At 44.5% G+C, this 24,534-nt stretch carries 23 protein-coding genes, 1 tRNA gene and 1 other RNA gene; 14 read left to right on the top strand and 11 right to left on the bottom strand.

Annotated elements, in window-relative coordinates:
- Nucleotides 1-79: 79 nt before the first annotated feature.
- The 3 genes from NBH03_RS04465 to NBH03_RS04455 all read right to left on the bottom strand — a co-directional run bounded on the left by NBH03_RS04465 (nucleotide 80) and on the right by NBH03_RS04455 (nucleotide 1,898).
- The gene (locus NBH03_RS04465) at nucleotides 80-298 is read right to left on the bottom strand and encodes a DUF5348 domain-containing protein (RefSeq protein WP_118235264.1); all 219 of its coding nucleotides are present in this window, start codon (nucleotides 296-298) and stop codon (nucleotides 80-82) included.
- Nucleotides 299-321: 23 nt separating this feature from the next.
- A complete protein-coding gene (locus tag NBH03_RS04460) occupies nucleotides 322-1,323 on the bottom strand; it encodes a DUF6017 domain-containing protein (RefSeq protein WP_118235263.1) in 1,002 nt (333 codons plus the stop codon).
- 215 nt (nucleotides 1,324-1,538) lie between these two features.
- On the bottom strand, nucleotides 1,539-1,898 hold the full coding sequence (locus tag NBH03_RS04455; protein ID WP_118235262.1) for a hypothetical protein: 360 nt from the start codon (nucleotides 1,896-1,898) through the stop codon (nucleotides 1,539-1,541).
- 398 nt (nucleotides 1,899-2,296) lie between these two features.
- Between NBH03_RS04455 and NBH03_RS04450 the strand changes: the two genes are divergently transcribed.
- Nucleotides 2,297-2,367, top strand: a tRNA-Gly gene (locus NBH03_RS04450).
- A 94-nt stretch (nucleotides 2,368-2,461) separates the two neighbouring features.
- On the opposite strand, the gene queF is transcribed toward NBH03_RS04450, so the two are convergent.
- The 5 genes from queF to NBH03_RS04425 are packed head-to-tail and all read right to left on the bottom strand — an operon-like array spanning nucleotide 2,462 to nucleotide 5,378.
- Nucleotides 2,462-2,959 carry a preQ(1) synthase gene (gene queF, locus NBH03_RS04445; RefSeq protein WP_015514302.1) on the bottom strand — a complete coding sequence of 166 codons (498 nt, stop codon included), beginning with the start codon at nucleotides 2,957-2,959 and terminating at the stop codon, nucleotides 2,462-2,464.
- A gap of 34 nt (nucleotides 2,960-2,993) precedes the next feature.
- Nucleotides 2,994-3,671: a 7-cyano-7-deazaguanine synthase QueC gene (queC, locus tag NBH03_RS04440; RefSeq protein WP_015514301.1), complete on the bottom strand. Its 678-nt coding sequence runs from the start codon at nucleotides 3,669-3,671 to the stop codon at nucleotides 2,994-2,996.
- A 16-nt stretch (nucleotides 3,672-3,687) separates the two neighbouring features.
- Nucleotides 3,688-4,269, bottom strand: coding sequence for a GTP cyclohydrolase I FolE (gene folE, locus NBH03_RS04435; RefSeq protein WP_015514300.1), 582 nt, complete (start codon nucleotides 4,267-4,269; stop codon nucleotides 3,688-3,690).
- Between the two features lie 14 nt (nucleotides 4,270-4,283).
- Nucleotides 4,284-4,955: a putative 7-carboxy-7-deazaguanine synthase QueE gene (gene queE, locus NBH03_RS04430; RefSeq protein ID WP_250797543.1), complete on the bottom strand. Its 672-nt coding sequence runs from the start codon at nucleotides 4,953-4,955 to the stop codon at nucleotides 4,284-4,286.
- A 3-nt stretch (nucleotides 4,956-4,958) separates the two neighbouring features.
- The gene (locus tag NBH03_RS04425; protein WP_250797542.1) at nucleotides 4,959-5,378 is read right to left on the bottom strand and encodes a 6-pyruvoyl trahydropterin synthase family protein; all 420 of its coding nucleotides are present in this window, start codon (nucleotides 5,376-5,378) and stop codon (nucleotides 4,959-4,961) included.
- Nucleotides 5,379-5,647: 269 nt separating this feature from the next.
- On the opposite strand from NBH03_RS04425, the gene NBH03_RS04420 reads away from it, so the two are divergent.
- The 11 genes from NBH03_RS04420 (at nucleotide 5,648) to NBH03_RS04370 (ending at nucleotide 20,089) form a co-directional block, all read left to right on the top strand.
- A complete protein-coding gene (locus tag NBH03_RS04420; protein WP_250797532.1) occupies nucleotides 5,648-6,262 on the top strand; it encodes a lysozyme family protein in 615 nt (204 codons plus the stop codon).
- 28 nt (nucleotides 6,263-6,290) lie between these two features.
- The gene (locus NBH03_RS04415; protein WP_015514296.1) at nucleotides 6,291-6,824 is read left to right on the top strand and encodes a cysteine hydrolase family protein; all 534 of its coding nucleotides are present in this window, start codon (nucleotides 6,291-6,293) and stop codon (nucleotides 6,822-6,824) included.
- Between the two features lie 12 nt (nucleotides 6,825-6,836).
- A complete protein-coding gene (locus tag NBH03_RS04410) occupies nucleotides 6,837-8,519 on the top strand; it encodes a bifunctional metallophosphatase/5'-nucleotidase (RefSeq protein ID WP_250797527.1) in 1,683 nt (560 codons plus the stop codon).
- A gap of 45 nt (nucleotides 8,520-8,564) precedes the next feature.
- On the top strand, nucleotides 8,565-9,266 hold the full coding sequence (locus tag NBH03_RS04405; RefSeq protein WP_250797524.1) for a ClpP family protease: 702 nt from the start codon (nucleotides 8,565-8,567) through the stop codon (nucleotides 9,264-9,266).
- Nucleotides 9,267-9,378: 112 nt separating this feature from the next.
- Nucleotides 9,379-10,257 carry an undecaprenyl-diphosphate phosphatase gene (locus tag NBH03_RS04400; protein ID WP_250797515.1) on the top strand — a complete coding sequence of 293 codons (879 nt, stop codon included), beginning with the start codon at nucleotides 9,379-9,381 and terminating at the stop codon, nucleotides 10,255-10,257.
- A 139-nt stretch (nucleotides 10,258-10,396) separates the two neighbouring features.
- Nucleotides 10,397-13,372, top strand: coding sequence for a DNA translocase FtsK (locus NBH03_RS04395; protein WP_250797513.1), 2,976 nt, complete (start codon nucleotides 10,397-10,399; stop codon nucleotides 13,370-13,372).
- Nucleotides 13,373-13,546: 174 nt separating this feature from the next.
- On the top strand, nucleotides 13,547-15,217 hold the full coding sequence (locus NBH03_RS04390) for a formate--tetrahydrofolate ligase (protein WP_117526958.1): 1,671 nt from the start codon (nucleotides 13,547-13,549) through the stop codon (nucleotides 15,215-15,217).
- Between the two features lie 136 nt (nucleotides 15,218-15,353).
- Nucleotides 15,354-16,208: a bifunctional methylenetetrahydrofolate dehydrogenase/methenyltetrahydrofolate cyclohydrolase FolD gene (gene folD, locus NBH03_RS04385; protein ID WP_250797509.1), complete on the top strand. Its 855-nt coding sequence runs from the start codon at nucleotides 15,354-15,356 to the stop codon at nucleotides 16,206-16,208.
- Between the two features lie 29 nt (nucleotides 16,209-16,237).
- On the top strand, nucleotides 16,238-17,578 hold the full coding sequence (gene rimO, locus NBH03_RS04380; protein WP_250797903.1) for a 30S ribosomal protein S12 methylthiotransferase RimO: 1,341 nt from the start codon (nucleotides 16,238-16,240) through the stop codon (nucleotides 17,576-17,578).
- The gene (pgsA, locus tag NBH03_RS04375; protein WP_015514288.1) at nucleotides 17,562-18,107 is read left to right on the top strand and encodes a CDP-diacylglycerol--glycerol-3-phosphate 3-phosphatidyltransferase; all 546 of its coding nucleotides are present in this window, start codon (nucleotides 17,562-17,564) and stop codon (nucleotides 18,105-18,107) included. The genes rimO and pgsA overlap by 17 nt, the downstream gene beginning before the upstream one ends.
- A gap of 38 nt (nucleotides 18,108-18,145) precedes the next feature.
- Nucleotides 18,146-20,089, top strand: coding sequence for a hypothetical protein (locus NBH03_RS04370; protein ID WP_250797503.1), 1,944 nt, complete (start codon nucleotides 18,146-18,148; stop codon nucleotides 20,087-20,089).
- Nucleotides 20,090-20,200: 111 nt separating this feature from the next.
- Here the strand turns inward: NBH03_RS04370 and NBH03_RS04365 are convergent, their stop codons facing one another.
- Nucleotides 20,201-20,785 carry a cytidylate kinase-like family protein gene (locus NBH03_RS04365; RefSeq protein WP_250797500.1) on the bottom strand — a complete coding sequence of 195 codons (585 nt, stop codon included), beginning with the start codon at nucleotides 20,783-20,785 and terminating at the stop codon, nucleotides 20,201-20,203.
- A 78-nt stretch (nucleotides 20,786-20,863) separates the two neighbouring features.
- The gene (locus NBH03_RS04360; protein WP_250797497.1) at nucleotides 20,864-21,508 is read right to left on the bottom strand and encodes a TIGR01906 family membrane protein; all 645 of its coding nucleotides are present in this window, start codon (nucleotides 21,506-21,508) and stop codon (nucleotides 20,864-20,866) included.
- Nucleotides 21,509-21,680: 172 nt separating this feature from the next.
- Here NBH03_RS04360 and thrC point away from each other — a divergent pair, with 172 nt between their 5' ends.
- Nucleotides 21,681-23,168, top strand: a complete 1,488-nt coding sequence (gene thrC, locus NBH03_RS04355; protein ID WP_250797496.1) for a threonine synthase — start codon at nucleotides 21,681-21,683, stop codon at nucleotides 23,166-23,168.
- A gap of 80 nt (nucleotides 23,169-23,248) precedes the next feature.
- Here thrC and NBH03_RS04350 read toward each other — a convergent pair whose 3' ends face one another.
- Entirely contained in the window at nucleotides 23,249-24,076 is an 828-nt protein-coding gene (locus tag NBH03_RS04350; RefSeq protein ID WP_215689303.1) for a glycerophosphodiester phosphodiesterase, read from the bottom strand.
- Nucleotides 24,077-24,202: 126 nt separating this feature from the next.
- On the opposite strand from NBH03_RS04350, the gene ssrS reads away from it, so the two are divergent.
- Nucleotides 24,203-24,385, top strand: a non-coding RNA gene (ssrS, locus tag NBH03_RS04345) — 6S RNA.
- Nucleotides 24,386-24,534: the final 149 nt, after the last annotated feature.

Below are 24,534 nucleotides of genomic sequence, written 5' to 3'. Positions count from 1 at the left end.
TTTACCGTTCCTCCTTTCCCGATAGTGATAGTGTTCTTTTGGGCGTGAAAAAAGGGCGTCCGTTCTTCACGCCGCCCTGTTAAATCCGTACCCGCAGCCCGTTCAAATCCTCGGCGCGGATACCTACAAGATACCAGTTGTCCCCGTACTCAATGCGGGTAGGCTTCCATTTGCCGCCTGTGAATACGTCCATGCACTCGCCGCAATGCAAGCCGCCGTAATAGTCGGCAATATCAAAGCGAATGTCGTAGCGGTCAGCGGTTTCATCAAAAATCAAAGCTCCTGTTTTCTGTGTCATGTGGTAAATCCTCCTTTTTTCGTTTACAGGCTTTCGCCCTCATTGTAGGTGTAATAGTCCGGGTCGCCGTACTTCGGCTTTCTCGGTGCAAGTGCGCCGCTTGCCATATCGTGAGCGACAAGGGAAGTATAGTAGCTGTCAATGGTAGACGGGGCATTGAAAAGCACCGCCTTTAGGTACTGCTTGATGTTGCGGATTTTGGTGGTGTTCTCCTGCATACAGTCAAGCACAAAGCGGATATGTTCGCTGTTCAGCTTCATAAACTTTGACTTCACAAGTTCGGCGGGGTAATCGTCCCCGGCAATACGGATTTTCTTTCTTGACGTACAGAGTGTTTCAAGGATAATGTCAACAATCTCATTCAGACGGTCATGGTCAAACTTCATATCCTGCAAGAGAATGTCATACTCGATATTGTCCTTGATGATTTCCTCATACACTCTATAAGCGTCGTTCCTTTCCGTTCTTTTCCTTTCCTGCGGCTGTGCCGTTTCGTCCTCGCCATAAGGCAGAGGGATAGGCGTTTGTTCCAAACGCCCGGAATGGATAGGAATGGAATGGGTAATTGATAAATCCGTATTTGATTTTTCTTTTTTTGGTAAGTTAGTTCTTGATATATCTTTATTTATTTGCGTTGGATTTTCCGACGTCGGATTATCCGTTGTCGGATTTTCCAATATCGGGTTAGCCGCTGTTGGATTTTCCAATATCGGATAATCCAATCCCGGCGGCTGCGGCTGCTCGTAAATGGTGTACTCGATAGCGGTCATTTTTCCTTTCTCGTCGCGCCCCTGCCGCCTTGTGATATATCCGGCTTTTTCAAGCTCCCAAATGGCGGTACGGATAGCGTCGATACTTTCCCGGTTGATGTAGGACAGCCCCGCAAGGGTATAGTCCCAATTTTCGGGAAGTGACAGCATTTGAGAAAGCAGCCCCTTTGCCTTTAGGGTAAGCTCCTTGTTGCGTAAGTGGTGGTTGCTCATTACGGTGTAGCCCGTTGTCCTTTCCACGCGGAAAACTGCCATAGCTTCATCACTCCTTTGCTGTGGATTTGTTACGCAGTAGAACGGCGATTTTGAGGGAAAAGGTATAAATCCCTTACCGCACGAAAAACGCGCCCGCAAAACCGCATAAATCAAGGCTTTTTCTGCTCCTACTGCGTAACATGAGGGCATAAAAATAGCGGCGTTCCTGTTCTCCCGGTGTGGGAGTAAGAAACGCCGCCTGTGCGGGTCTGTATTTAATTGTCGTCGGCGATTATGTCCTGCATGACTTCGCCAAAGTCAGCCGTAAGGGAAAACAGGAAGTATTCCAATACGTCGGGGTCTGCGCCCATAGGCTCGGCTTCCTCAGAAAAGGGCAAGCCCATAAGCCCGTACAGCAGCTTGACAACCTTAAAAAGTTTTTCCCTGTCTGCGGGGGTGTTCATGGTTACAAATACGTCCGTCAAGCGGTTAATGGTTTCCATGTCGCCGCCTGTCGTTACCCATACCATTTCCGCGAACGGCTGCGTGATTGCTCCGGCTACAAGGTTGATTTTATCCTTGTTGATTTCGCCGGACGGGAGTATAATACCCTTGTCTAAAAGTACGTTTTTCATGTCGTCCTCCTTCATTTTCGGTGCTGCGCTTGACGCTTTTTTGCCGCCCGCGCTTACAAAACGAGATTATGTGGAGATACGGCAAGATAAATGACGATATGCGGAAAACCTTGATTTTAAGCCATTTTCGCAAGGTTTTATAAACATTTGCGAGGACTTATAAAAGGTTTTGCGTCTATCAAATCAATAAAAAAAACATAAAAAGGGCGGCCTATAAGAATTAGAAGAGCTTGGTATGCGGCCGCCCGAAATATGTAACACCTACATTGTATCAGCTAATGGCTGTGCGATGCAAGCAAATTGCAGAATTACACCCTAAGAAACGGTAAAGAAAAATATCACTGTTATTTTCTAAATTAGCTTGAAATTTTTTTTATAATCGGTTACAATAATTGCATGCAGATATGTTTCATCGGTAGAATGCTAGCTTCCCAAGCTGGAGAGGGGGGTTCGACTCCCCTTATCTGCTCATAAGCGGTTTCCCTATGGAAACCGCTTTTTTTCGAAAATGCAGGAAAATAAGCCGCACCTGCATCAGCAATGCAAATCTTTTAAGGTTTTATCTATCGATTATCTACCCGTTCCGGATACATATCATGGTTGGCCAGACGCATGGCTGCGATTTCTTCCCATTTTGTGCCCGGTTTGCCATAGTTGCAGTAAGGATCGATGGAAATACCGCCTCTTGGCAGGAATTTTCCCCATACCTCAATATATTTCGGATCCATCAATTTAATCAGATCTTCCATAATAATATTCATACAGTCCTCATGAAAATCTCCATGATTTCTAAAGCTGAAAAGATACAGTTTTAAAGACTTGCTTTCAACCATTCTTTCAGATGGAACATAAGAAATAATAACATTGCCAAAATCCGGCTGCCCGGTCATCGGGCAAAGGCTTGTAAACTCCGGACAATTAAATTTTACAAAATAATCATGATCCGGATGTTTATTAATGAATGTTTCCAAAACTTCAGGGCAGTAGTTAAAATCATATTTCGTTCCCTGACTTCCAAGATGGGTAATACCAGCTGTTTCTTCTTTGGTACGTCCTGACATAATTCTTCTCCTTTTTTCAAATTCCGCCCGGCACTTATAGCGCAGGGTCAGCAACACCATTGGCAGCAAATGCTTTAGCTCGGTCAATACATGTGCCACATTTTCCACATGGCTTCTCGCCGCCTTCATAACAACTCCACGTCAATTCATAAGGTACGTTCAGTTCCAGACCTTTTTTGACAACATCTGCCTTTGTCAGATTCACAAAAGGTGCTTCCACTTTCAGCTGATGTCCGCTGCCTTCATAAATTGCCTGGTTCATGGCATTTTTGAATACTTCGCTGCAATCCGGATAAGCATTGCCAGCCGCATCGTCACTGTGTGCGCCATAGTAAATCACATCACAGCCCTTTGAAAGGGCAATACTTGCAGCAGAAGAGAGAAACAGACCATTACGGAAAGGCACATAGGTCGAAACCGGCTTGCCGTCGCTGTGCTGCAGCTGTTCTGCGTAGGATTCCTCCGGAATTGCCTGATCTGAATGGCTCAGGAGAGAGCAGTCGCTGTACTGGAAAATCGGTGTGAGATCAAGATGCAGCATTTCTACATGATAATATGCAGCCACAGCTTTTGCAGCTTCTATTTCTTTTGTATGTCGCTGTCCATAAGTAATGGCAAGAGCGATCACATTGTCACTGCCATATTTATCTACAGCAAGTCCGAGACAGGTTGTACTGTCAACGCCGCCGCTGGATAACACAAGTGCTTTCATGATAAAGTCCTCCTTATTACTGCATCATCACACGCATTTGCAGTGATGCATCGGTTTTAAAACGTCCCGTAAATGTTGTTGTCAATGTTTTAGCAGCCGTTTTCTTGATGCCGCGGGCAGTCATGCAGCTATGACAGCCTTCAATCTTGACAGCAATCGAATCTGAACCTGTAACTTCCGCCATGATTTCTGCAATATCAGAACCGATCCGTTCCTGCAGCTGCAGACGCTTGGCGGCCATATCGGCAATTCTGGCGATCTTGCTTAAACCAATAACCTTGCCGTTCGGTATATAGGCCACAGAAACTTTCATATCATACATGAGTGCCATATGATGTTCACAATAGCTGAAAATTTCAATATCTCTGACATAGACCATGTCGTCACTTTTGCCGGATAATTCCAGATCCTGCTCAAATGTTTTGTCAAACATCTGCGCAATTTCATGATTGGTATAATTCATACCCTCGAATACTTCTTCATACATTTTTGCAACACGTTCCGGGGTCTCTTTCAGTCCCTCACGCTCAGGATCATCTCCCAAAGCTACGAGAATACCACGCACATGTTCCTTAATTGCCTCTGTATCTATAGCCATTCTTTCATAACCTCCTACACACCGCGCCTGTCGGGATCCCAGATGACTTTATGCATCTGAATCTGGAGATTGACGCCATTTAATTGTTGCTCTTTCATAAATTCTACAATATCTGCCGGATCAATACTGCCAAAAACCGGACTGAAATAAAGATGACAGCGTCCAATCAACCGGAATTGTTTCATTATTTCCACGGCCCGTTCACAGTCTGCCAAAGAGCCCGTGACAAATTTGACCGTATCTTTTTCCGTAAGCAGTGAAAAATTATCTGTATCCATAGCGGTCTCCATGCCGCTGCAGGACAACTTATAATCCATTGTAAAAGACGGCCTGTTGGGGATATTCACAAAAGGAGCCAGACTGACACTGCCGTTTGTTTCTATCTCCACATGCAGCAAATGATCCGCGGCCAGTTTCTCCAATAATTCTGAAATATACGGCCGGTCCAAAGGTTCACCGCCGGTCAGTGTCACATTGCGGACTCCGGTTTCCATGATTGCCTGATGAATTTCTTCTGCCGTCATCACTCTGGCCGGCACATCCGGCACATTGGCCCACTTTGTGTCACAATACAGACACGATAAATTGCAGCCCTTGAAACGGACAAATACTGCAAGCTGGCCTGCCAACGGGCCCTCACCGTTAATGCTGACAAAATGTTCTACTACCTCATATGTCCTTCCCATCTCTTATTCCTCATATGACGCGCAGTTATTCGGGGCCTCATACACTGTCGAGCGATGAACATGATAACCGCATGCCGTCAGTCTCTCATAAAAATAATAAGCCAGTCTTTCTGCTGTCGGTCGGTATGGAATCTCAATAATCCTGAAATTCTCCGCCTGCAGTGCTGCCATAGTCGCAGGCATCAGACTGCCTTTTTCAATGATCAACGCGTGGTCCATGGCATCCACTTCACGCTTGACATCCTTTTTCAACTGACCGAAATCAAACATCATATCCCTTGTCTGGCCTTCTTCATCCAGATCCGGGCGGCAGATCTCAATCACAACACGCCATTCATGGCCGTGAATATTGCAGCATTTACCCTCATAACCTGCCAGAAAATGTGCAGAATCAAAACTATGTTCAGTCTTCAAATAATACATGATTATAGTACCTTCCTGATTTATTGATCACTTATATACGAATTACCCAATGTGTTTCCTATACAATAATAAAAGGGACACAGCAATGCTATGTCCCTGATGTTCCGGTTTCATAGCCCTGGTTTTGTTTATAGACAGGATGGTGCAATCGAACTGTCTTTTATTGTTATAGCATTGGACATTCACAGTGTCAAGTAGTTTCAGCTTTTTTTGCGGATGACAAATAGATTCTGATGTGGTAGAATGTAAAAAAATACAGGAGTAAAAATATGAATAAACAAAAGATAATGGCGAACCGCCGCAGAGATATTATTATCATTGTTGGCTGCACCATTTTGGCGCTTATCGGTGGTTACGGCTGGTCAAGAGGCTTTGGCAATTTTACGTGGTTTCGTAATTTTGACACTCCCGGCACTGCCAGCGTAGACGATGCTGTTCTGAATTATGAGCCCCTGATTCAACAATATGCCAAAGAATACGGCATTGAATCCTATGTCCCAGTCATCGAAGCATTGATGCAGCAGGAGAGCAGCGGCCTTGGCGCAGATGTTATGCAGTGTTCCGAATGCTACTACAATACAGAATATGATCAGACGCCCGGCAGTATCCAGGATCCTGAATATTCTATCAAAACCGGTATTCATTATTTTGCAGACTGCCTTGAACTGGCCGGATGTAAAGGGCCTGGAGATATACGCAGACTCCGGTTGGCGCTGCAGGGCTACAACTTCGGACATAACTATATTGAATGGGCCATCAAACGTGACGGCGGCTATACGGAAGCCAATGCCCAGGCTTTCTCAGACATGATGAAAGAGCAGCTTGGCTGGGAGACCTATGGCGATACGACTTATCCGGAGCATGTACTTCGCTATTATAAGTAAGCAGAGAAATGGAAAGGAAGATTTTAATATGAGTAAATACCTTGTTGTTGTTGATATGCAGAAAGACTTTATTGATGGTTCCCTTGGAACAAAAGAAGCACAGGCGATTGTTCCAAAAGTCATAGAGAAGGTCGCCGAATTCAAAGGACCTGTGATGTTCACACGCGATACGCACGAAGAGAATTATCTTGAAACTCAGGAAGGTCAGAATCTGCCTGTTGAACATTGTATCAGAGGCACGGAAGGCTGGGAGCTGCAGCCTGAACTGAATGAATATGCACTCAAGAATCACTGCCTGATTTTTGACAAACCAACCTTCGGATCAACCAGTCTTGCCGGATGTGTCAGCGGAATTGCACGTATGGCACCTATCGATCAGATTGAACTTGTTGGTCTCTGTACTGATATCTGCGTTATTTCCAACGCTATTCTTCTTAAGACTGCACTTCCTGATACAGAGATTATTGTTGATGCTTCCTGCTGTGCAGGCGTGACTCCTCAGAGCCACAAGAATGCACTTGAAGCCATGAAAATGTGCCAGATTACCATTGTCGGAGAATAAGGAGCCTTTTTCATGAAAAAAAACAACATACACAGCCAGCAGGACACTGTACAGACTGAACACCTGAGTAGACGCCATTTCTACATAATTATAGTCCTTATTGTGATTATACTTGTTGCTTTGATTGCGCATACGATCCTGCGTCCGGACAGAAATGCTACCCTCAGGATTATTTACACAAGCGATATGCAGGGGCAGATCACCTATTCAGACGGACAATACGCCGGTTACGAAAAAGTTGCTGCCCTCAGCCATAAGCTGTCCTCCGAAGGTGATCATGTCCTGCTTCTTGATGCAGGCAACTGTCTTGGAGACAGTGTTATCGCTGAAATGGACAATGGCCAGTCCATTCTTTCTTTGATGAATACAATGCAATATGATGCAATGGTACCCGGTCCAATGGATTTTGTTTATGGTGCAGATACCCTTTCATCTCTCCGATCCAAAGCCAGTTTTCCATTTCTTGCAGCCAATATCACCAAGGCCGATGGCAGTACGGTTTTTGAAAACTACAAGATTCTGAATATCAACAGTGTTCGTATCGGTGTGATCGGTGTAACCACCGGTCTCAGTCAGACTCAGGCACAAAAGAGCAGTCTGACAGTGGCCGACCCTGTAGAAACCGTGAAGAATGTCCTTGGTCAGATGTCCGGGAAGACAGATGCAGTGATCGTTCTTACCTACACAGGCAGCGAAGATATCACGAATGCACTTGCCGCAATAGACGGTGTCAGCATTGTCATTGAAAGCGGCGCTTCTGAAGCTTTTGCCAATACAGCAGACAACGGTACAGTCATTACTTCTGCCGGCACAAAAGGCAATGTAATCGGTGTCGCCAGCCTTGATATTAACCGGTCAGATGTTTCTGTTGACAGTCAGTTCTATACATCTTCTGATTACAACAGCTTATCGGCAGAACAGTCTGTAGCTGATGCGGTGGCAAGTGTTGTCCGTTCAGCTGATACCAATGCCTCTGAACATGCAGGTTCTATCACTCTGTCGACCGATACAGCTGCCGACACAGCTGAAACAGAATCAGACACATCAGATGAAACAGCCGACACATTAGAAGATGGCTCCACTGACAGCGATGTCCGGACCTATCATTTAGCTGAAACAGGCATCGGCAACCTGACCGCAGACGCTATGCTGGATGCAGCTGCATCGGACGGCGCAGTTGTTGCACTCATGCCGGATCAATCGATTTCCGGTACACTGGCCAATGGTATTGTTTCAAAAGGACAGGTCCAGAACCTGTTTGACGACCAGTTATATCTTGTCACCTGTAAAATGACCGGCGGCGATCTGAGGACCGCCCTAGAGAACAGCTTTAATAATTATCCAAATGCAGACGGTTTTCTTCAGGTTTCGGGTATTTCATATACCTTTAATGCCTCAACTGCCATCGGAAGCCGTTTATCCGATATTATGATCGATGGTCACAAGCTGGACGATGCACGAACATATATTGTTGCCACCACGAATATACTGGCGGACACCCTGGGTTATCGTTCAGAAGCTACCGGACGCATCGGTACATATCGGACCATTGCTTCTGTTGTAACGGATTATATTCAAAAGAATTCCTCGGCTACATCAGGTTCAGCACTGCCATCTGAAACAGAATCAGACACAGAAGATACCACTGCATCCGGCGAAACAGCCGATACGTCAAGAATACAGATCAATGAATAAAATATCCGTGATCGGACACACTGTCTAAAAAAGGAGTATCCGATCATGCAGGAAAATGAATCCAATGAATCTGACAAACCTACCCAGGATGAACAGATCCGTGAATACGGGCAGGTTGTTTTAAAGGCCAATGCAGGCAAACATCGCATCTTTCTGTTATCCATTATTGGTGAAGTAGAAGGTCATGAGCAATCTCCGGGAAATGTCAAAACCACCAAGTACGAACACGTTCTCCCACAATTGGCCATGGCAGAAGACAGCTGCGACATCGACGGCATCCTTGTTCTTTTGAACACCATGGGTGGAGATGTGGAAGCCGGCCTTGCCATTGCCGAGATGATAGCCTCCATAAGCAAACCGACAGTATCTCTTGTACTTGGCGGCAGTCACTCAATCGGGGTTCCGCTGGCTGTCTCAGCGGACTATTCTTTCATCGTACCCAGCGGAACCATGATCATTCATCCTGTCAGAATGAATGGCATGGTTATTGGTGTGATACAGACATATGAATATTTCGAGCGTATACAGGAACGCATTTTGAATTTTATTGTCACCAATTCCCGTATCGCCAAAAGCCATCTGAAAAAGCTGATGCTTGATACAAGCAAGCTGGCCAAAGATGTCGGAACCGTTCTTGACGGTCAGGAAACCGTTGACTGCGGCCTTATTGATGCCATTGGCGGAATCAGCAATGCCCTGGCCAAATTAAACGAAATGATTGACGAATTTCAAATTCGCTCTTGTTAAAGCTTTCAATATGTAGTAAAATGCAAATAGCGTGTAAGAGGTTGTTGCAGACAACGGGCAGCAGCCTCTTTTTTATGATACTTCGCTATGAATAATTTGGAGGAATTTTTATATGAGTTTACTGCAGTCAATTTTAATGGGTATCATTCAGGGTGCGACCGAATTTCTTCCGGTCAGCAGTTCCGGACATTTGGCTCTGTTCAAGATTATTTTCAATGTGAATACAGAAACAGGCCTTTTATTTGATACAATGCTGCATCTTGGCACACTGGTTGCCGTCTGCATTGTTTACTGGAAGGATGTCCGCAATCTGATCGTTGCCGCATTTCAATTGTTATTTGACATTATTGCCAATTTCAAGACATGGATCGGCAACAAGAAGAATGGAGAGCATACCGCTTATCGCCGTCTGATCAACAGTGCTTACAAGAAGTTTGTTGTACTGATTCTCATTACGACGATTCCAACAGGCATTATGGGTGTGGCTTTCAGCTCTCTGATTGAAAGAGCTTCACAGACATTACTTGTTCCAGGTATCTGTCTTGTGATCACAGCCATTCTTCTTCTGATTTCCGACACACGTCCAAGTGGCCACAAGAAAGTGAAGAAGACGACTTATGCGAACGCCGCTGTTATTGGTGTTGCTCAGGGTTTTGCAACATTTCCTGGCCTTTCCCGTTCCGGAACAACTATTACAGCCTGTCTGATGCTTGGTTTCGACCGTGCTTACGCTGTTAAGTATTCATTCCTGGCTTCACTTCCTGCAATTTTGGGTGCCAACATTCTGGAGCTGAGACATTTTGATGCTGCTGCAGTTGCCGGCAGTTCAATTGCTTACTATTTTATTGGTATGATCGTTGCCGGTGTTGTTGGTTACATATGTATCAAGCTGATGATCTATATTGTACGTTCCAATAAGTTCCAGTATTTTGCTTATTACTGTGCAGTCGTAGGTATCATTGCCATTATTGCCTATTTCGTAAAAGGCTGATTTACATTAAGATAATAAGATTCTGATAATGCGGAATATCAAAGGTCATTGATATTTCGCATTTATTTTCCAGATCACTATTTCAAACTGCAATTTGACTGAATATTTATTTTTACTGATTTTATAAAGGAGTGATTAGATGGCGGGAAAGCAGAGCAGTGAAGTCAAACGCCGTACTGCATCGACCAGAAAAACAACTACAACAAGGAAATCATCCGCCGGAAAGAAGCGGAACACATCCGGGAAATCTGCCAATACAAAGGCATCGCGCATGCAAGTCAGTGAATATACAGAACCTGTGGGAGATGAGATCAAATTGATCATTATCCTTGCAGTTTCAATTCTCATCTTACTCAGCGTGTTTGGCCTTGGCGGAAGAGTCGGAGACAAAGCGGCCTATCTCTTTTTTGGCCTTTTCGGATTTGTTGCTTATGCGCTTCCTTTTCTTCTTTTTATCGGCAGCGCCTTTCACATATCCAACCGCGGCAGTCGTCTTGCACGGATTAAATTGACAGCAGCCACTGTTTTCCTGATTATGATCATGGCATTGATGGCACTGGCTGATAGTTCTTTTGACGGCACAGCCTCTGTACTGGATGGTTTTCTCAATTCAGCTGCTGCTCACAACGGCGGCGGTCTGATCGGGTTCAGTCTGAGCTGGGTTCTTTTCAATGCCTTTGGACGTGCCGGATCTACCGTTATTCTTGTATGTCTGATGCTGGTTTCCGGTGTATTGATTACCGGCAAACGGATTTTTATCCGCCTGGGCACTTTAATCGGACATATGATGACCGATATGGGACAGCACTTCAACGCATGGCGTGAGAAACGGGCCCGCGAACGTCTTGCCCGTATGGAAGCGAAGGCAGCTGAAGAAGACAGCCTGCCTGAGGATGAAGCATATGAAAATATTGATGAAGAAACCGTTTCCATACAGCCTAAGAAAAAGGCAGCCAATATCATTATCCCGTCAAGGAAAAAGGAAAATGTCAAGTCCAAGGATCCTGCACCGGCATCTTCATCAGAACCCGTTTTGCAGACTTATACCGAAGAGTCAGCTTCATCCGCTGAGACAGCGGTCATTTCTGACGATTCCAAACAGCCGTCCCTTGACAGTTTTGATCAGGGACAGTCTGTCCAGCCGTTGCATATTCAGATTCCTGAATTTATGACCGGACATGTTTCCGGCAAATCTTCTGTAAAGGCACCTTCTGCTTCCATATCAGATATCATGTCCAACCTGAGCCGGGATATCCCATCCGAAGCGGAATCAGAACCGGAGACTGAGACTGTCGAAGACAAAAAGCCAAAAGGCAAGCCGGTCATTGCCAGAACTATTTTGTCTCCTGATGATCTGGAGTTGGAAATAGAAGGATTGCCGGAGGAAACACCGGTTAATACAGACGATACATTTATCGATATCTCCAAGATTCTGTCCGAGATTCCTGAAACAACAGGAAACATCAATACAGAAGTGGCGGACATACAACCTGAGGACGTTTCTCCGGCTGCACAGACCCAACAGCAGACAACTGTATCACCGACAGCCGCCCGCACTTCATCCCCTTCGCATCATACAACTGCGAAAGGAACTGTAGAGGATACAGCTTCCGGTTCTGATGAACCCCTTGAAATTGTAGAAGAAGAGATTGAAAAATACGAATTTCCGCCACTGGATCTTCTTGATCAGGGAAAAGGCAGCGGCAATCAACAGACAGCCGCATCCCTGAAACAGACTGCGCTGAAGCTTCAGCAGACATTTGAAAGTTTTGGTGTAGGTGTCCAGGTAACCAATGTCAGCTGCGGTCCGGCAGTTACCAGATATGAACTCCAACCGGATCAGGGTGTGAAAGTTAGCCGTATTGTCAGTCTGTCTGATGATATCAAGCTGAATCTGGCAGTTGCAGATATCCGAATTGAGGCGCCAATCCCGGGCAAAGCAGCCGTCGGTATTGAAGTTCCGAATACCCACAAGGAAATGGTGCATCTGCGTGATCTTCTTGAGTCCGACAAGTGTAAGCAGGCAAAGTCCAAACTGGCTTTTGCCGTGGGCAAAGATATCGGCGGCCAGACGGTTGTTGCTGATATTGAAAAGATGCCGCATTTGCTGATCGCTGGTGCAACGGGTTCCGGTAAATCCGTCTGTATCAATACGATCATTATGAGCATTCTCTTCAGGGCCGATCCGAATGAGGTCAAAATGATCATGATCGACCCGAAAGTGGTGGAATTGAATGTTTATAACGGTCTCCCGCATCTGTTGATCCCTGTTGTTACGGATCCGAAGAAAGCCGCCGGTTCCCTGAACTGGGCAGTAAATACTATGATGGACCGCTACAATAAATTTGCCGAAATCGGTGCCAAAGACTTGAAGAGTTATAATGCCCGTGTGGAGAATCTCCCATACGAAAGTGAACAGCACAAGAAGATGCCGCAGATTATCATTATCATCGACGAGCTGGCAGACCTGATGATGGTCGCTCAATCCGAAGTTGAAGATGCCATCTGCCGACTGGCCCAGCTGGCCCGTGCAGCAGGTATTCATCTGATTATTGCCACACAGCGTCCATCTGTCAATGTTATTACCGGCCTGATCAAAGCCAACGTACCGTCACGTATCGCTTTCTCCGTATCCTCCGGTGTCGATTCACGCACTATTCTTGACATGAACGGTGCTGAGAAGCTGCTGGGAAACGGAGACATGCTGTTCTATCCACAGGGCCTGCAGAAACCGGTCCGCGTTCAGGGTGCCTTTGTTTCTGAAAATGAGATTGCGCGTGTCACTGATTTTATCCGTGCCCATCTTACCAGTCAACCTGTATACAGTGAGACGATTAAAAAGAGCATAGAGACAGCTGCCATCAGCAGTCCTTCCGGCGCATCAGGCAGTGACAAAGATGTTTATTTTGAAGAAGCCGGCCGTTTCATCATTGAAAAAGATAAGGCGTCCATCGGCATGCTGCAGCGTGTGTACAAGATTGGTTTTAACCGTGCTGCCCGTATTATGGACCAGCTCTGTGAAGCCGGTGTTGTTGGGCCTGAAATTGGCACCAAACCGCGTCAGATCAAGATGACGATGGAGGAATTTGAAACTTATCTCAATGGCAATCAATAGTTTTTTTCAACAAAAAGCCATGTAAGAAGTATTACTAATAGATCCTATAAGTAATTTTAAATATACTTATTATAAGAATCATGGTACTATCGAGAAAGATACCATGGTGAGGTCTTCCTCATCATGTTACAAGATTTGAACAACGTTCACCTTTAATACGCAGGAGGAGTTAGAATGAAAACAGATATTGAAATTGCACAGGAAACAGCCATGCTCCCGATCAAAGATGTCGCTGCATCTATCGGTGTGGAAGAAGACGACCTTGAATTATACGGTAAGTATAAAGCAAAATTTTCAGATGAATATTTAAAGAAAGTTCAATCCAATCCAAATGGCAAGCTTGTGCTTGTCACTGCAATCAATCCGACTCCGGCCGGCGAAGGTAAGACAACAACCACTGTCGGTCTGGGTGAAGCATTTGGTCAGCTTGGCAAAAAAGCCGTTATTGCCTTAAGAGAGCCTTCTCTCGGCCCTTGCTTCGGCATTAAAGGCGGTGCTGCCGGCGGCGGTTACGCACAGGTTGTACCAATGGAAGACCTGAACCTGCATTTTACAGGTGATTTTCATGCCATTACATCTGCCAACAATCTTCTGGCAGCAATGATGGACAATCACATCCAACAGGGCAATGCACTGGATATCGATACCAGACAGATTATCTGGAAACGATGTCTCGATATGAATGATCGTGTTCTCAGAAATGTTGTTGTCGGCCTTGGCAACAAGATGGATGGGGTTGTACGTGAAGATCACTTTGTCATCACGGTTGCCTCTGAGATCATGGCTATTCTTTGCTTGGCAGATGATATGGAAGATCTGAAGCACCGTCTGGCAAAGATTATTGTTGCTTACAACCGTGCCGGCGAACCTGTTACAGCCGGAGATCTGAATGCGGTTGGTGCTATGGCAGCACTCCTGAAGGATGCGTTGAAGCCGAATCTGATCCAGACCCTGGAACATACACCGGCCATCGTCCACGGCGGACCATTTGCCAATATCGCTCATGGCTGCAATAGTGTGCGTGCAACAAAGCTTGCCCTTAAGATGGCAGATATCGTTGTAACAGAAGCCGGTTTTGGTGCTGATCTCGGTGCTGAGAAATTCTTCGATATCAAATGTCGTATGGCTGGTCTGAAACCGGATGCTGTTGTCCTGGTTGCTACAGTTCGTGCCTTGAAATACAACGGCGGCGTTCCGAAGACAGAGACATCCGTACCAAATCTTGAAGCACTGAAGAAAGGTATTGTCAACCTTGAGAAGCATATTGAGAACCTTCAGAAATACGGCGTTCCGATTGTCGTTACATTGAACGCTTTCATAACAGATTCTGAAGAGGAGATTCATTTCGTCAAGAACTTCTGTGAAGAAAGAGGCTGTGAATTTGCACTTTCCGAAGTCTGGGAGAAAGGCGGCAAGGGCGGCATCGCATTGGCTGAGAAGGTACTCGATACCCTTGAGCATAAGGAGAGTCATTTTGAAGTACTTTATGAGAACAGCCTGTCTCTGAAAGAGAAGATCGAAACAGTTGCCAAAGAGATTTACGGTGCAGCAACCGTTACTTATGCACCTGCTGCAGAAAAAGCACTGAAGAAAATTACAGAAATGGGATTTGGCGATGTGCCTGTCTGCATGGCGAAGAATCAGTATTCATTATCCGATGATCCTAAGCTTCTGGGAAGACCTGAAAACTTCAATGTCAATATCCGTGAAGTTTATGTATCTGCAGGTGCAGGATTTGTCGTTGCCATTACAGGCGCTATTATGACAATGCCTGGCTTACCGAAGAAACCGGCTGCTGAGGGTATTGATGTCACCACAGACGGTGTTATCACAGGCTTATTCTAAGCAGATATACAACCGCACAGGAACAAATTTAAGAAAGTTGACAGCTTGTATAGTAATTTTTTATGTGATATAGTAAAGGGGATACCTGAAAAACAGGTATCCCCTTTTAAAATAAATACTCTGGAGGTTTGGTAAAATGGCTTTTTTGATTGACGGGAAGAAAATCTCCTCCCAGATAAAAGATGAATTAAAAACCGAAATCGCAGAAATGAAGAAAAAAGGCACAGAAGTGACATTGGCAGTGATCCAGGTTGGAAACGATCCTGCTTCCTCTGTCTATGTCGGCAACAAGAAGAAAGCCTGTGCTTATATCGGTATCCGCTCCCTGGCATACGAATTGCCTGAGAGTACAACAGAAATGGAATTATTGACATTGATCGATGAGCTCAACAACAGAAAGGATGTCAATGGTATCCTTGTTCAATTGCCTGTACCGGCTCATATCAACGAGAAACACATTATCGAGGCTATTCACCCGTTAAAGGATGTTGACGGCTTCCATCCACGCAATGTAGGTGCCCTTGTCACAGGTGAAGACGGTTTTGTCTCCTGTACACCGGCCGGCATTATTCAGCTTCTTAAACGCAGCAATATCGATATCGACGGCAAAGAATGTGTTGTTGTGGGCAGAAGCAATATCGTCGGTAAACCGATGGCCATTCTTCTCCTTCGTGAAAATGCAACAGTAACCATCTGTCATTCCCACACAAAGGACTTAAAGGAAGTCTGCAAACGTGCAGATATTCTTGTTGCTGCTATCGGCAAGCCGAAATTCTTCAATCGCGGTTATATTAAAGAAGGTGCGGTTGTTATTGACGTAGGTATTCACCGAAATGAACAGAACAAACTCTGCGGTGATGTAGACCGTGATGATGTCATGGATCTTGTCAGCGCTATTACACCGGTACCGGGCGGTGTGGGACCAATGACCATCGCCATGCTGATGTATAATTGTGTAGAGGCTGTACGCCTCCAGAAAACGGAGAGATAATATTTATGAGTAATACAAATTCCAATAACCTGACAATCTTTTTTGTTTCCCTGGGTTGTGATAAAAACCTTGTGGATTCCGAAGTCATGCTTGGCATTCTTCGGGCGCACGGCTTTACACTGGTGGACGATGAAATAGAAGCAGACATCATCGTTGTCAATACATGCAGCTTCATCCATGACGCCAAGGAGGAGAGTATCCAGACCATCCTTGAAATGGCTGAAATGAAACACAGCTGCAGATGTAAGGCACTGATTGTCACCGGATGCATGGCAGAACGCTATAAAGACGAGATCATGACAGAGATTGAAGAAGTAGATGCTGTAATTGGTACAACCAGCTACCAGCATATCGCAGATGTTGTTGCTGAAGTCTTAGAAGGTCAGAAAGTCAAACAGTTTGATGATCTTCAGGCCATGCCGGAAGTGGATGTTCAGCGTATCATTACAACCGGCGGATACAGCAGTTACCTGAAGATTGCCGAAGGCTGTGACAAGCACTGTACTTACTGTATTATCCCAAAGCTTCGTGGTTCCTACCGCAGTCATTCTATGGATTATTTGATCAAACAGGCCGAATCACTGGCTGCCCAAGGTGTTAAGGAGCTGAATATCGTTGCCCAGGAGACAACCGTTTACGGCACAGATCTTTACAACGGACAGAAAATGCTCCCGGAACTCCTCAAAAGGCTCTGCCGTATTGAAGGTCTTTCCTGGATCCGTGTCCTCTACTGTTATCCTGAAGAGATTAATGAAGAACTCATTCAGGTCATCAAAGAGGAACCGAAGATCTGTCATTATCTTGATCTTCCGATTCAGCATGGCAGTGATGCTGTCTTAAAGCGGATGGGAAGACGGACAACACAGGCTGAACTCAGAAGCATTATCGGACAATTAAGAGAAGAAATCCCTGATATTGCCCTCCGAACAACGCTGATCGCCGGTTTCCCGGGCGAAACAGAAGCAGATCATCAGGAAGTGCTGCAGTTCGTCAAAGATATGCGTTTTGATCGCCTCGGTGTATTTACTTATTCAGAAGAAGAAGGGACACCGGCCGCTCAGATGCCGGATCAAATTGATGAAGCTGTCAAAGAGACACGCCGTGATGCATTGATGATGGCTCAGCAGGCCATTGCCTTTGATAAATCCGAAGAAATGGTCGGAAAGACAGTGGATGTCCTGATTGAAGGACGTCTGCCGGAGGAGGATGTCTATATCGGACGTACTTACAGAGATGCACCTGATGTGGATGGTTACGTTTTTGTTCATGCTGAAGAAGATATGATCTCCGGCGATATTGTCAAAGTTAAGATAACAGATGCACAGGATTACGATCTGGTAGGAGATGTGATTTATGAATTTACCGAATAAACTGACTGTTTTAAGAGTTATCCTTGTTCCTTTCTTTGTATTCTTTCTGCTTGGTGCAGACTGGATTGGTTCATTTTCACCTTATATTGCCTTGATTATATTTATCGTTGCCAGCCTGACGGATATGCTTGACGGCAAGATAGCCCGAAAGTATAATCTGATCACCAATTTCGGCAAGTTTATGGATCCCTTGGCAGATAAACTGCTTGTCTGCTCTGCACTGATCTGTTTTGTGGATATGCATCGTATGCCGACATGGGTTGTTCTTATTATCATTGCCAGAGAATTTATTATCAGCGGCTTCCGTCTTGTTGCTGCTGAAGGCGGTACAGTCATTGCAGCCGGTATATGGGGCAAATATAAAACGGCCGTCACAATGATCACGATCATTTTCATGATCCCGAATTTTGGCGGAGCAGCCGTTCATATGATCGAGCAGATCATGATTTATCTGTCGCTGGCACTGACCGTGATCTCATTGATTGATTATCTGATCCACAACAAGTCTGTCCTTGCTGGCAAAATGTAACCGGGCCCCTGCACAGTGGAAGAGGAGTGATAGAAACTGTGAAAATAGTGAAACGATTTCTTTTTATCATCAGTGCATTACTTGTACTGATGCTGGCAGGCTGTTCAGGAAAACTCAGTCACATTGATATCAACACAACACTGACTGTGGATACGACCTTCAACGGCAGCCGTGAGATGACAGCAGATATTCCCGCCGCCGCATACAAGTATGCCTTCGGCGGCAGTCTGACAGCGCTTGAAGACATGATCAATCAGTATACGCCGGGTGATATGTACTGTACAGCCACCGAGAATGAAGACGGCGGCGTTCGGATTCAGATGATCATCGACTTTGCTTCAAGGAATGAATATCAGAAGAAGATTGAAACCATCTGTAGCGGCAACACAACAGATTCAGCCATCACCCCTGTCATCAACTTTGATTATTCGCATTCTATTTTGAAAAACGGCTATACAATAGAAGAGAATTTCACATCTATGGATCTGTTTTACTGGCTGGCGGATGCCATCAGCAAGGAATACCCTGCTATGGAAGGCAAAAACATCCAGGATATTTTCCAGCTCGGCAAAACAGAAGTTGTTTTCAACGGAGAAACAATGGAAATGCAGGACTATATCAAGATTTCTACCATCAAGTCCAATGCCTTTGACAATGTTTCCGTTGCCGCTCAGTTGTCAGATGACCAGTCCGTTGATGCCAGAATTACCTATGTCGTCAGCAACAAAGTCGTTGCCGCCCTCGGAACCCGATTAAAGACATTGATGGATGGCCTTGTACCAGACAATGCTTCCATGACCTATCAGGATGGTGACAGTTCCAGAACGTACACGATCTCCTTTGAATCCGCCACCCTTCAGAATTACATTACCAATGTCAATAAAGCGCTGCACACCAATAATACCGTCTTTGAAGTGTCCACAGAAGGAGATACCGAATCCCTTTCTGCCAAGAAATCCATCAAACAGTATTATGACGGCAGTTATTTTCTGGATTTTACAGCTGAAGGGACGACCATGTCCTATATTCTGGATGTATCTCCGGAATACACTGTTGAAAGCTGCAGCAGCACCTATGGTTATTTGAAAGATGAATCATCCACCTACAGCAGCGATACCTGTGAAATAACCATGACCGTCGCATCCGCAGATGAGGTGACAACCGTACTGGGATTTGCCGTCGATATTGATGAAGTAGATATTACAACTGACATCCACAGCGATACGAACATCCAGCGTACCTTTGAATTTCACCTTTCATCCGATGCCGTCAATCTGATCGGCAGCAGTATTGAAGACCGCTTAAATAATGCAGCGGAGCAATGGCCGGATCAGATGACTGTCAATACAGAAAATGTACTGAGCAATACGAACTACAGTATTGTCCTTTCAGCAGAATCGGCGGATGAACTGACCAAAATGACCCGGGCTGTTCTCGGGGAATCTGATATATCTGACGACAATAAGAACAACAGTGGTGAACTGACAAATTCTCTGTTTACCGGCGGTACCGAGAAGCATAAGAATCCATGGAATATCCACTGTACCTATGAGGATACGCTGAATCTGTCCGGATTTCTCAAGGGATCCCAGATCAAAAATGGTATTCACTACAAGTTAAGTTATTCAAAAGGATTCAAAGCTGCCTTTACCGAGAACAATACCTTTGAAGATGCCGCAGCTGACGGACCAACGCTTACCTGCAGTACATTTAATAAAGTGTTATCTGTCAAATCTACAGCAGAGAAAAACAATCTGGAGGGCATTCTTATTTTTGCATTATGGATTGCTTCCCTTATATGTATTGTCGTTATCTTGCTGCTGAATATTGAGCATATTATCAATCTGGTATCCAACAAAAAGATTGATATTTCAGGTTCAGAGCTGTTCAAAGGAAAACATCTGCGCAGACTGACTGCACTGATTGTTGCGATTGTCTGCTTTGTACTAATGACCATCAGACTGATATTCCGCATCTATTAATCATGCACTTTACTTTATTATCCAAGGAACTAAAACCTAAAAAGGGGCTGCCAAAAGCAGCCTCTTTGTCATATAAACTTATTCACTTCGACGGAATTTCCTTCGGAATGTCTATCTGAACTTTCTATTGATCGCATCCACAATCACATCAACGCTACCATCAATGCCAAATACAGAACTGTCGATCATAAGATCATAGCTCTCGTGTTCGCCCCAACGGTATTCTGAATAGTACTGATAATATGTACGACGGATCTTATCTGTCCGCAGCACTTCCTTGCGGGCCTTATCTTCAGAATCGATTAAATGCCTTTCCATGACACGATGGACACGGTTTCTCAGCGGTGCATAAACAAAAACATTCAGGACATCTTCTCTATCTTCCAGTACACTGTTGGAACAGCGTCCAACAATAACAAAGGATTCCTTCTCTGAAAGATCACGGATCACATCGCTCTGCGCCCTGTACAGCTGATCCGCAATCGTCGGTGCATATGGTGAAATAAAAGGACTCGGTGCCTTCTCATCCGTTGCTCCTAATACATTCAGATCCAAACCACTGTGTTTCGCTGCCAGCTCAATCAGATTCTTATCGTAGAATGCAATACCAAGCTTCTTCGACAGCTTCTCACCGATTTCATGACCGCCGCTGCCGCATTCACGCCCTAATGTAATAATAACCTTCTTATCACCCATATGTTTCACCTATCCCCTCTAAATAGTAGATACCTTCCTTCTTGGTACTCTTATTATACCATATATACTTCCTGAAATTCAACCGGAACGTCGTTTTAATAAATGAGAAAATATAAAACATAAAAAACTGCCGACAAAGACAAGAACAAAAATCATGATGGCACAATGCATAAAATATCCATCCGGCAAAATATCAATAATCGGATCCGTGGAAGAGTCAAATAACCAATAATCATTATTAAAAACAAGCTGATGAAAAGTAACAAAGACATAATCCCAATTGACAGCAACCATGAGACCAAGAAAAGCCGGCAGAGCAATACAGAGTATTCCTGCAATACGAAGCCAGAGCCACGCATGCTTTTTGATAAAATAGAAAGCTGCAGCAGCCGTCAACAGCAAAGTTCCTACAAAAAGCCACCCAAAGAAATCAAATATTTTCTTAACTTCCTCAAAATGAATTCTGCCTGATTCGGACATTGCACAGGTTGGAAATTTCAGCGGCTGGTGATTGAACAGACTGTTATAATCAATCAGCGCATCGTAATTGCTGCGGATGTCTTTTTCTTCCCTGCCTGATAATTCCGTTATGTGCAGATTCTGTATATCTGCATAATAAAGCGGTCTGAAATTCAACGTCAATGTCACAGAAAAAGAAATAATCAGCAGACATACAACAATGCCGCCGATGATCTGTGAGCATAATGAATAAAATTGATGCATCAGAGGCACCTCCTTCCGTCATCAGTATACCACATTATCGCAAAAAAGTGGATCGGCACCGCCAAAAATACATTTTTCATATTGTCACCGGAATATGGATATGTTATAATTCGCAAAAGAGACTGAATGTGTGCCCAAAGAAGACATTTGTAAGCGGGCAAAAGGAGGAAATATGGAATTATTATATAAAAGCACCCGAAGTGCTGATAAAACTGTAACTGCATCCTATGCAATTTTAAAGGGACTTGCCGAAGACGGCGGTCTTTTTGTTCCGACATCTTTTCCGAAATTGGACGTATCCATTGATCGATTAGCAGATATGAGTTACCAGGAAGTGGCTTATGAAGTCATGAAGCTTTTCCTTACTGATTTCACAGAAGAAGAATTGAAACACTGCATCAACAGTGCATATGATCAGAAGTTCGATACAGAAGTTATCGCACCGTTAGTCAAGGCTGACGATGCCTATTATCTTGAACTTTTCCATGGAAAGACCATCGCTTTCAAAGATATGGCATTATCCATTCTTCCTTATCTGATGACAACTGCTGCACGCAAGAACAATGTCAAGAACGAAATTGTTATTCTGACAGCAACATCCGGTGATACAGGCAAAGCCGCACTGACAGGTTTTGCAGATGTTCCCGGCACAAAGATTATCGTATTCTATCCAAAGGATGGTGTCAGCCCTGTTCAGGAGAAACAGATGGTGACACAGAAGGGTGATAATACATTTGTTGTCGGTATTCACGGCAATTTTGATGATGCTCAGACAGGTGTGAAGAAGATGTTTGGCTGTGAAACACTGAACAGGGAATTGAACGCTGCCGGCTATCAGTTCTCATCCGCCAACTCCATCAACATCGGAAGACTTGTTCCTCAGATTGTTTATTATGTTTATGCCTATGCGGCACTGGTACATAATGGCGAGATCAAAAACGGCGATCCGATCAATGTTGATGTCCCAACAGGCAACTTCGGCAATATTCTTGCCGCTTACTATGCAAAAAATATGGGAGTTCCGATTGCCAAACTGATTTGCGCATCCAATACCAACAAAGTTCTTTATGACTTCTTTGCCACAGGTACTTATGACCGTAACAGAGAATTCCACGTTACAACCTCTCCATCCATGGATATTCTTATTTCAAGCAACCTTGAACGTCTGATCTATCAGATTGCCGGTCAGGATGCTGCCAAAGATAATCAGCTGATGAAGTCCTTATCAGAAACCGGTGTCTATAATATCACACCTGCAATGCGTGAGAATCTCAAGGATTTCTATGGTAATTATGCAACAGAAGAGGAGACAGCAAAGGTCATCCATGATCTGTATGCCAAAACAGGTTATGTCATCGATACCCATACTGCAGTAGCTGCTTCTGTATACAAGAAGTACGTGACTGAGACCCATGATACAACACCAACCGTTATTGCTTCCACTGCAAGTCCATTTAAGTTTGCCCGCAGCGTCATGACAGCTATCAAAGGTGATGTCAGCCAGTATTCTGAATTTGAATTGGTTGATCAGCTTACAGCCGTTTCCAATGTTGCTGAACCTGCAGCTGTTACAGAGATTCGTACAGCACCTGTTCGCCATACAACCGTATGCGATAAGACCGAAATGGAAGCCACAGTCAAAAAATTCCTGGGTATCTAGTAAACAAATAGAGCTTCGCATTAACAGGATGCGAAGCTCTTATTTATTTCTGAAGCCCCTTCTGAAATTCAATCGACTCTTTAGGGTTCGAAGCCCTCAAATATCATGACATCAACTTTGTTCTTGAACCGATCATAGGTTGGTTTGCCTGGTATCGTCCAGACAACCGTCATAATGTGGAACAGCTTCCGGTTATAGATAACCGCCGGATTGTCAAGATCAAGATATTTATAGGCAATAAAGTCCGGATGTGTAAAGAAATTCGTCATCAGATTCGACATCAAGAAAAGCACGATATCACAATGAGGATTTTCCTTGAAGAAATTGCAGGATAACTGGCCGCGTACCACCTGCGGCTCATGACGTTTAAACCACTGGAGGACAAAAGGATGGAAGGACTCTATACAGTAATCCCCCTTATACCTGGACAACAGCTGCCAGACCAGCGGGCAAAGCAGATTCTGATTGCTTCCGTCTACCTTCAATTCAATAATCAACGGCACTTTGCCATCTATCAACTCAAGAACATCTTTGAAAAGCGGAATACCTTCCTCAGTACCAAGAAGACGCAGCTGCATCAGATCCGAATATAAAAAGCTCGAAATCTTTTTATTCATTCCGCACATCCTTGTTAATGTATCATCATGAAAGACTACCAGCTGGTTATCCGCCGTCAAATGAACATCCAGTTCAATGCCATAGCCTTTATCCACTGCCCGACGAAATGCCGCCATGGAATTCTCCGGGATGCCGTGCTCATTGTCATATAAACCGCGATGCGCATAATCCCATCCGGTAAGATGTTGCCATTTCTTCTTTTTATGAATACCGGGCGCACTTGCAAATAAATAAAATCCTGTCACGATGCCGCCGATATAAGCCATTGTTCGTACAAATTTTTTCAACATAAATCCATTACCTCTTTTCTTACCGTCTTTATTATAACGTCAACCCCTTTTATTTGACAATAGGCTTTGACTTGAATTTCCTCTTGAAATAACGAAATGAATCATGTATAATACACTCATGAAGAAACTTATCTGGGGTGTGCGACAGTTCGCAATTTTGAACCTACATTTTTTTGACTGGGAAACTGCGTGTTCCACAATATGTCAGGCCGCCCGCAATGGCAGCGGAAGACAGAAAAGTGGACCAGGTTACCCACCTGGCTTAAGGCTAGGAGTCAAAAATGCGGACATCGGCACTTTGGAGGTTTCTTTTTTTTTCGCATTTTCCAGGGAATAGCGTTATCGATATGCATCGGCTTTCTGACCTTTTTACCCTAGTATTTTCAAATATTTATCATAATCCGGTCTTCCTGAACATAGATTAATAGTGTTTGATACCGCAATCAAGGACAGGAGAC

Origin of the sequence: Coprococcus intestinalis (assembly GCF_023656595.1) — a bacterium.
In the GTDB taxonomy this organism is placed as follows: Bacteria; Bacillota; Clostridia; order Lachnospirales; family Lachnospiraceae; genus Coprococcus_A; species Coprococcus_A intestinihominis.
This window is presented reverse-complemented; position numbering and strand designations above follow the sequence as displayed.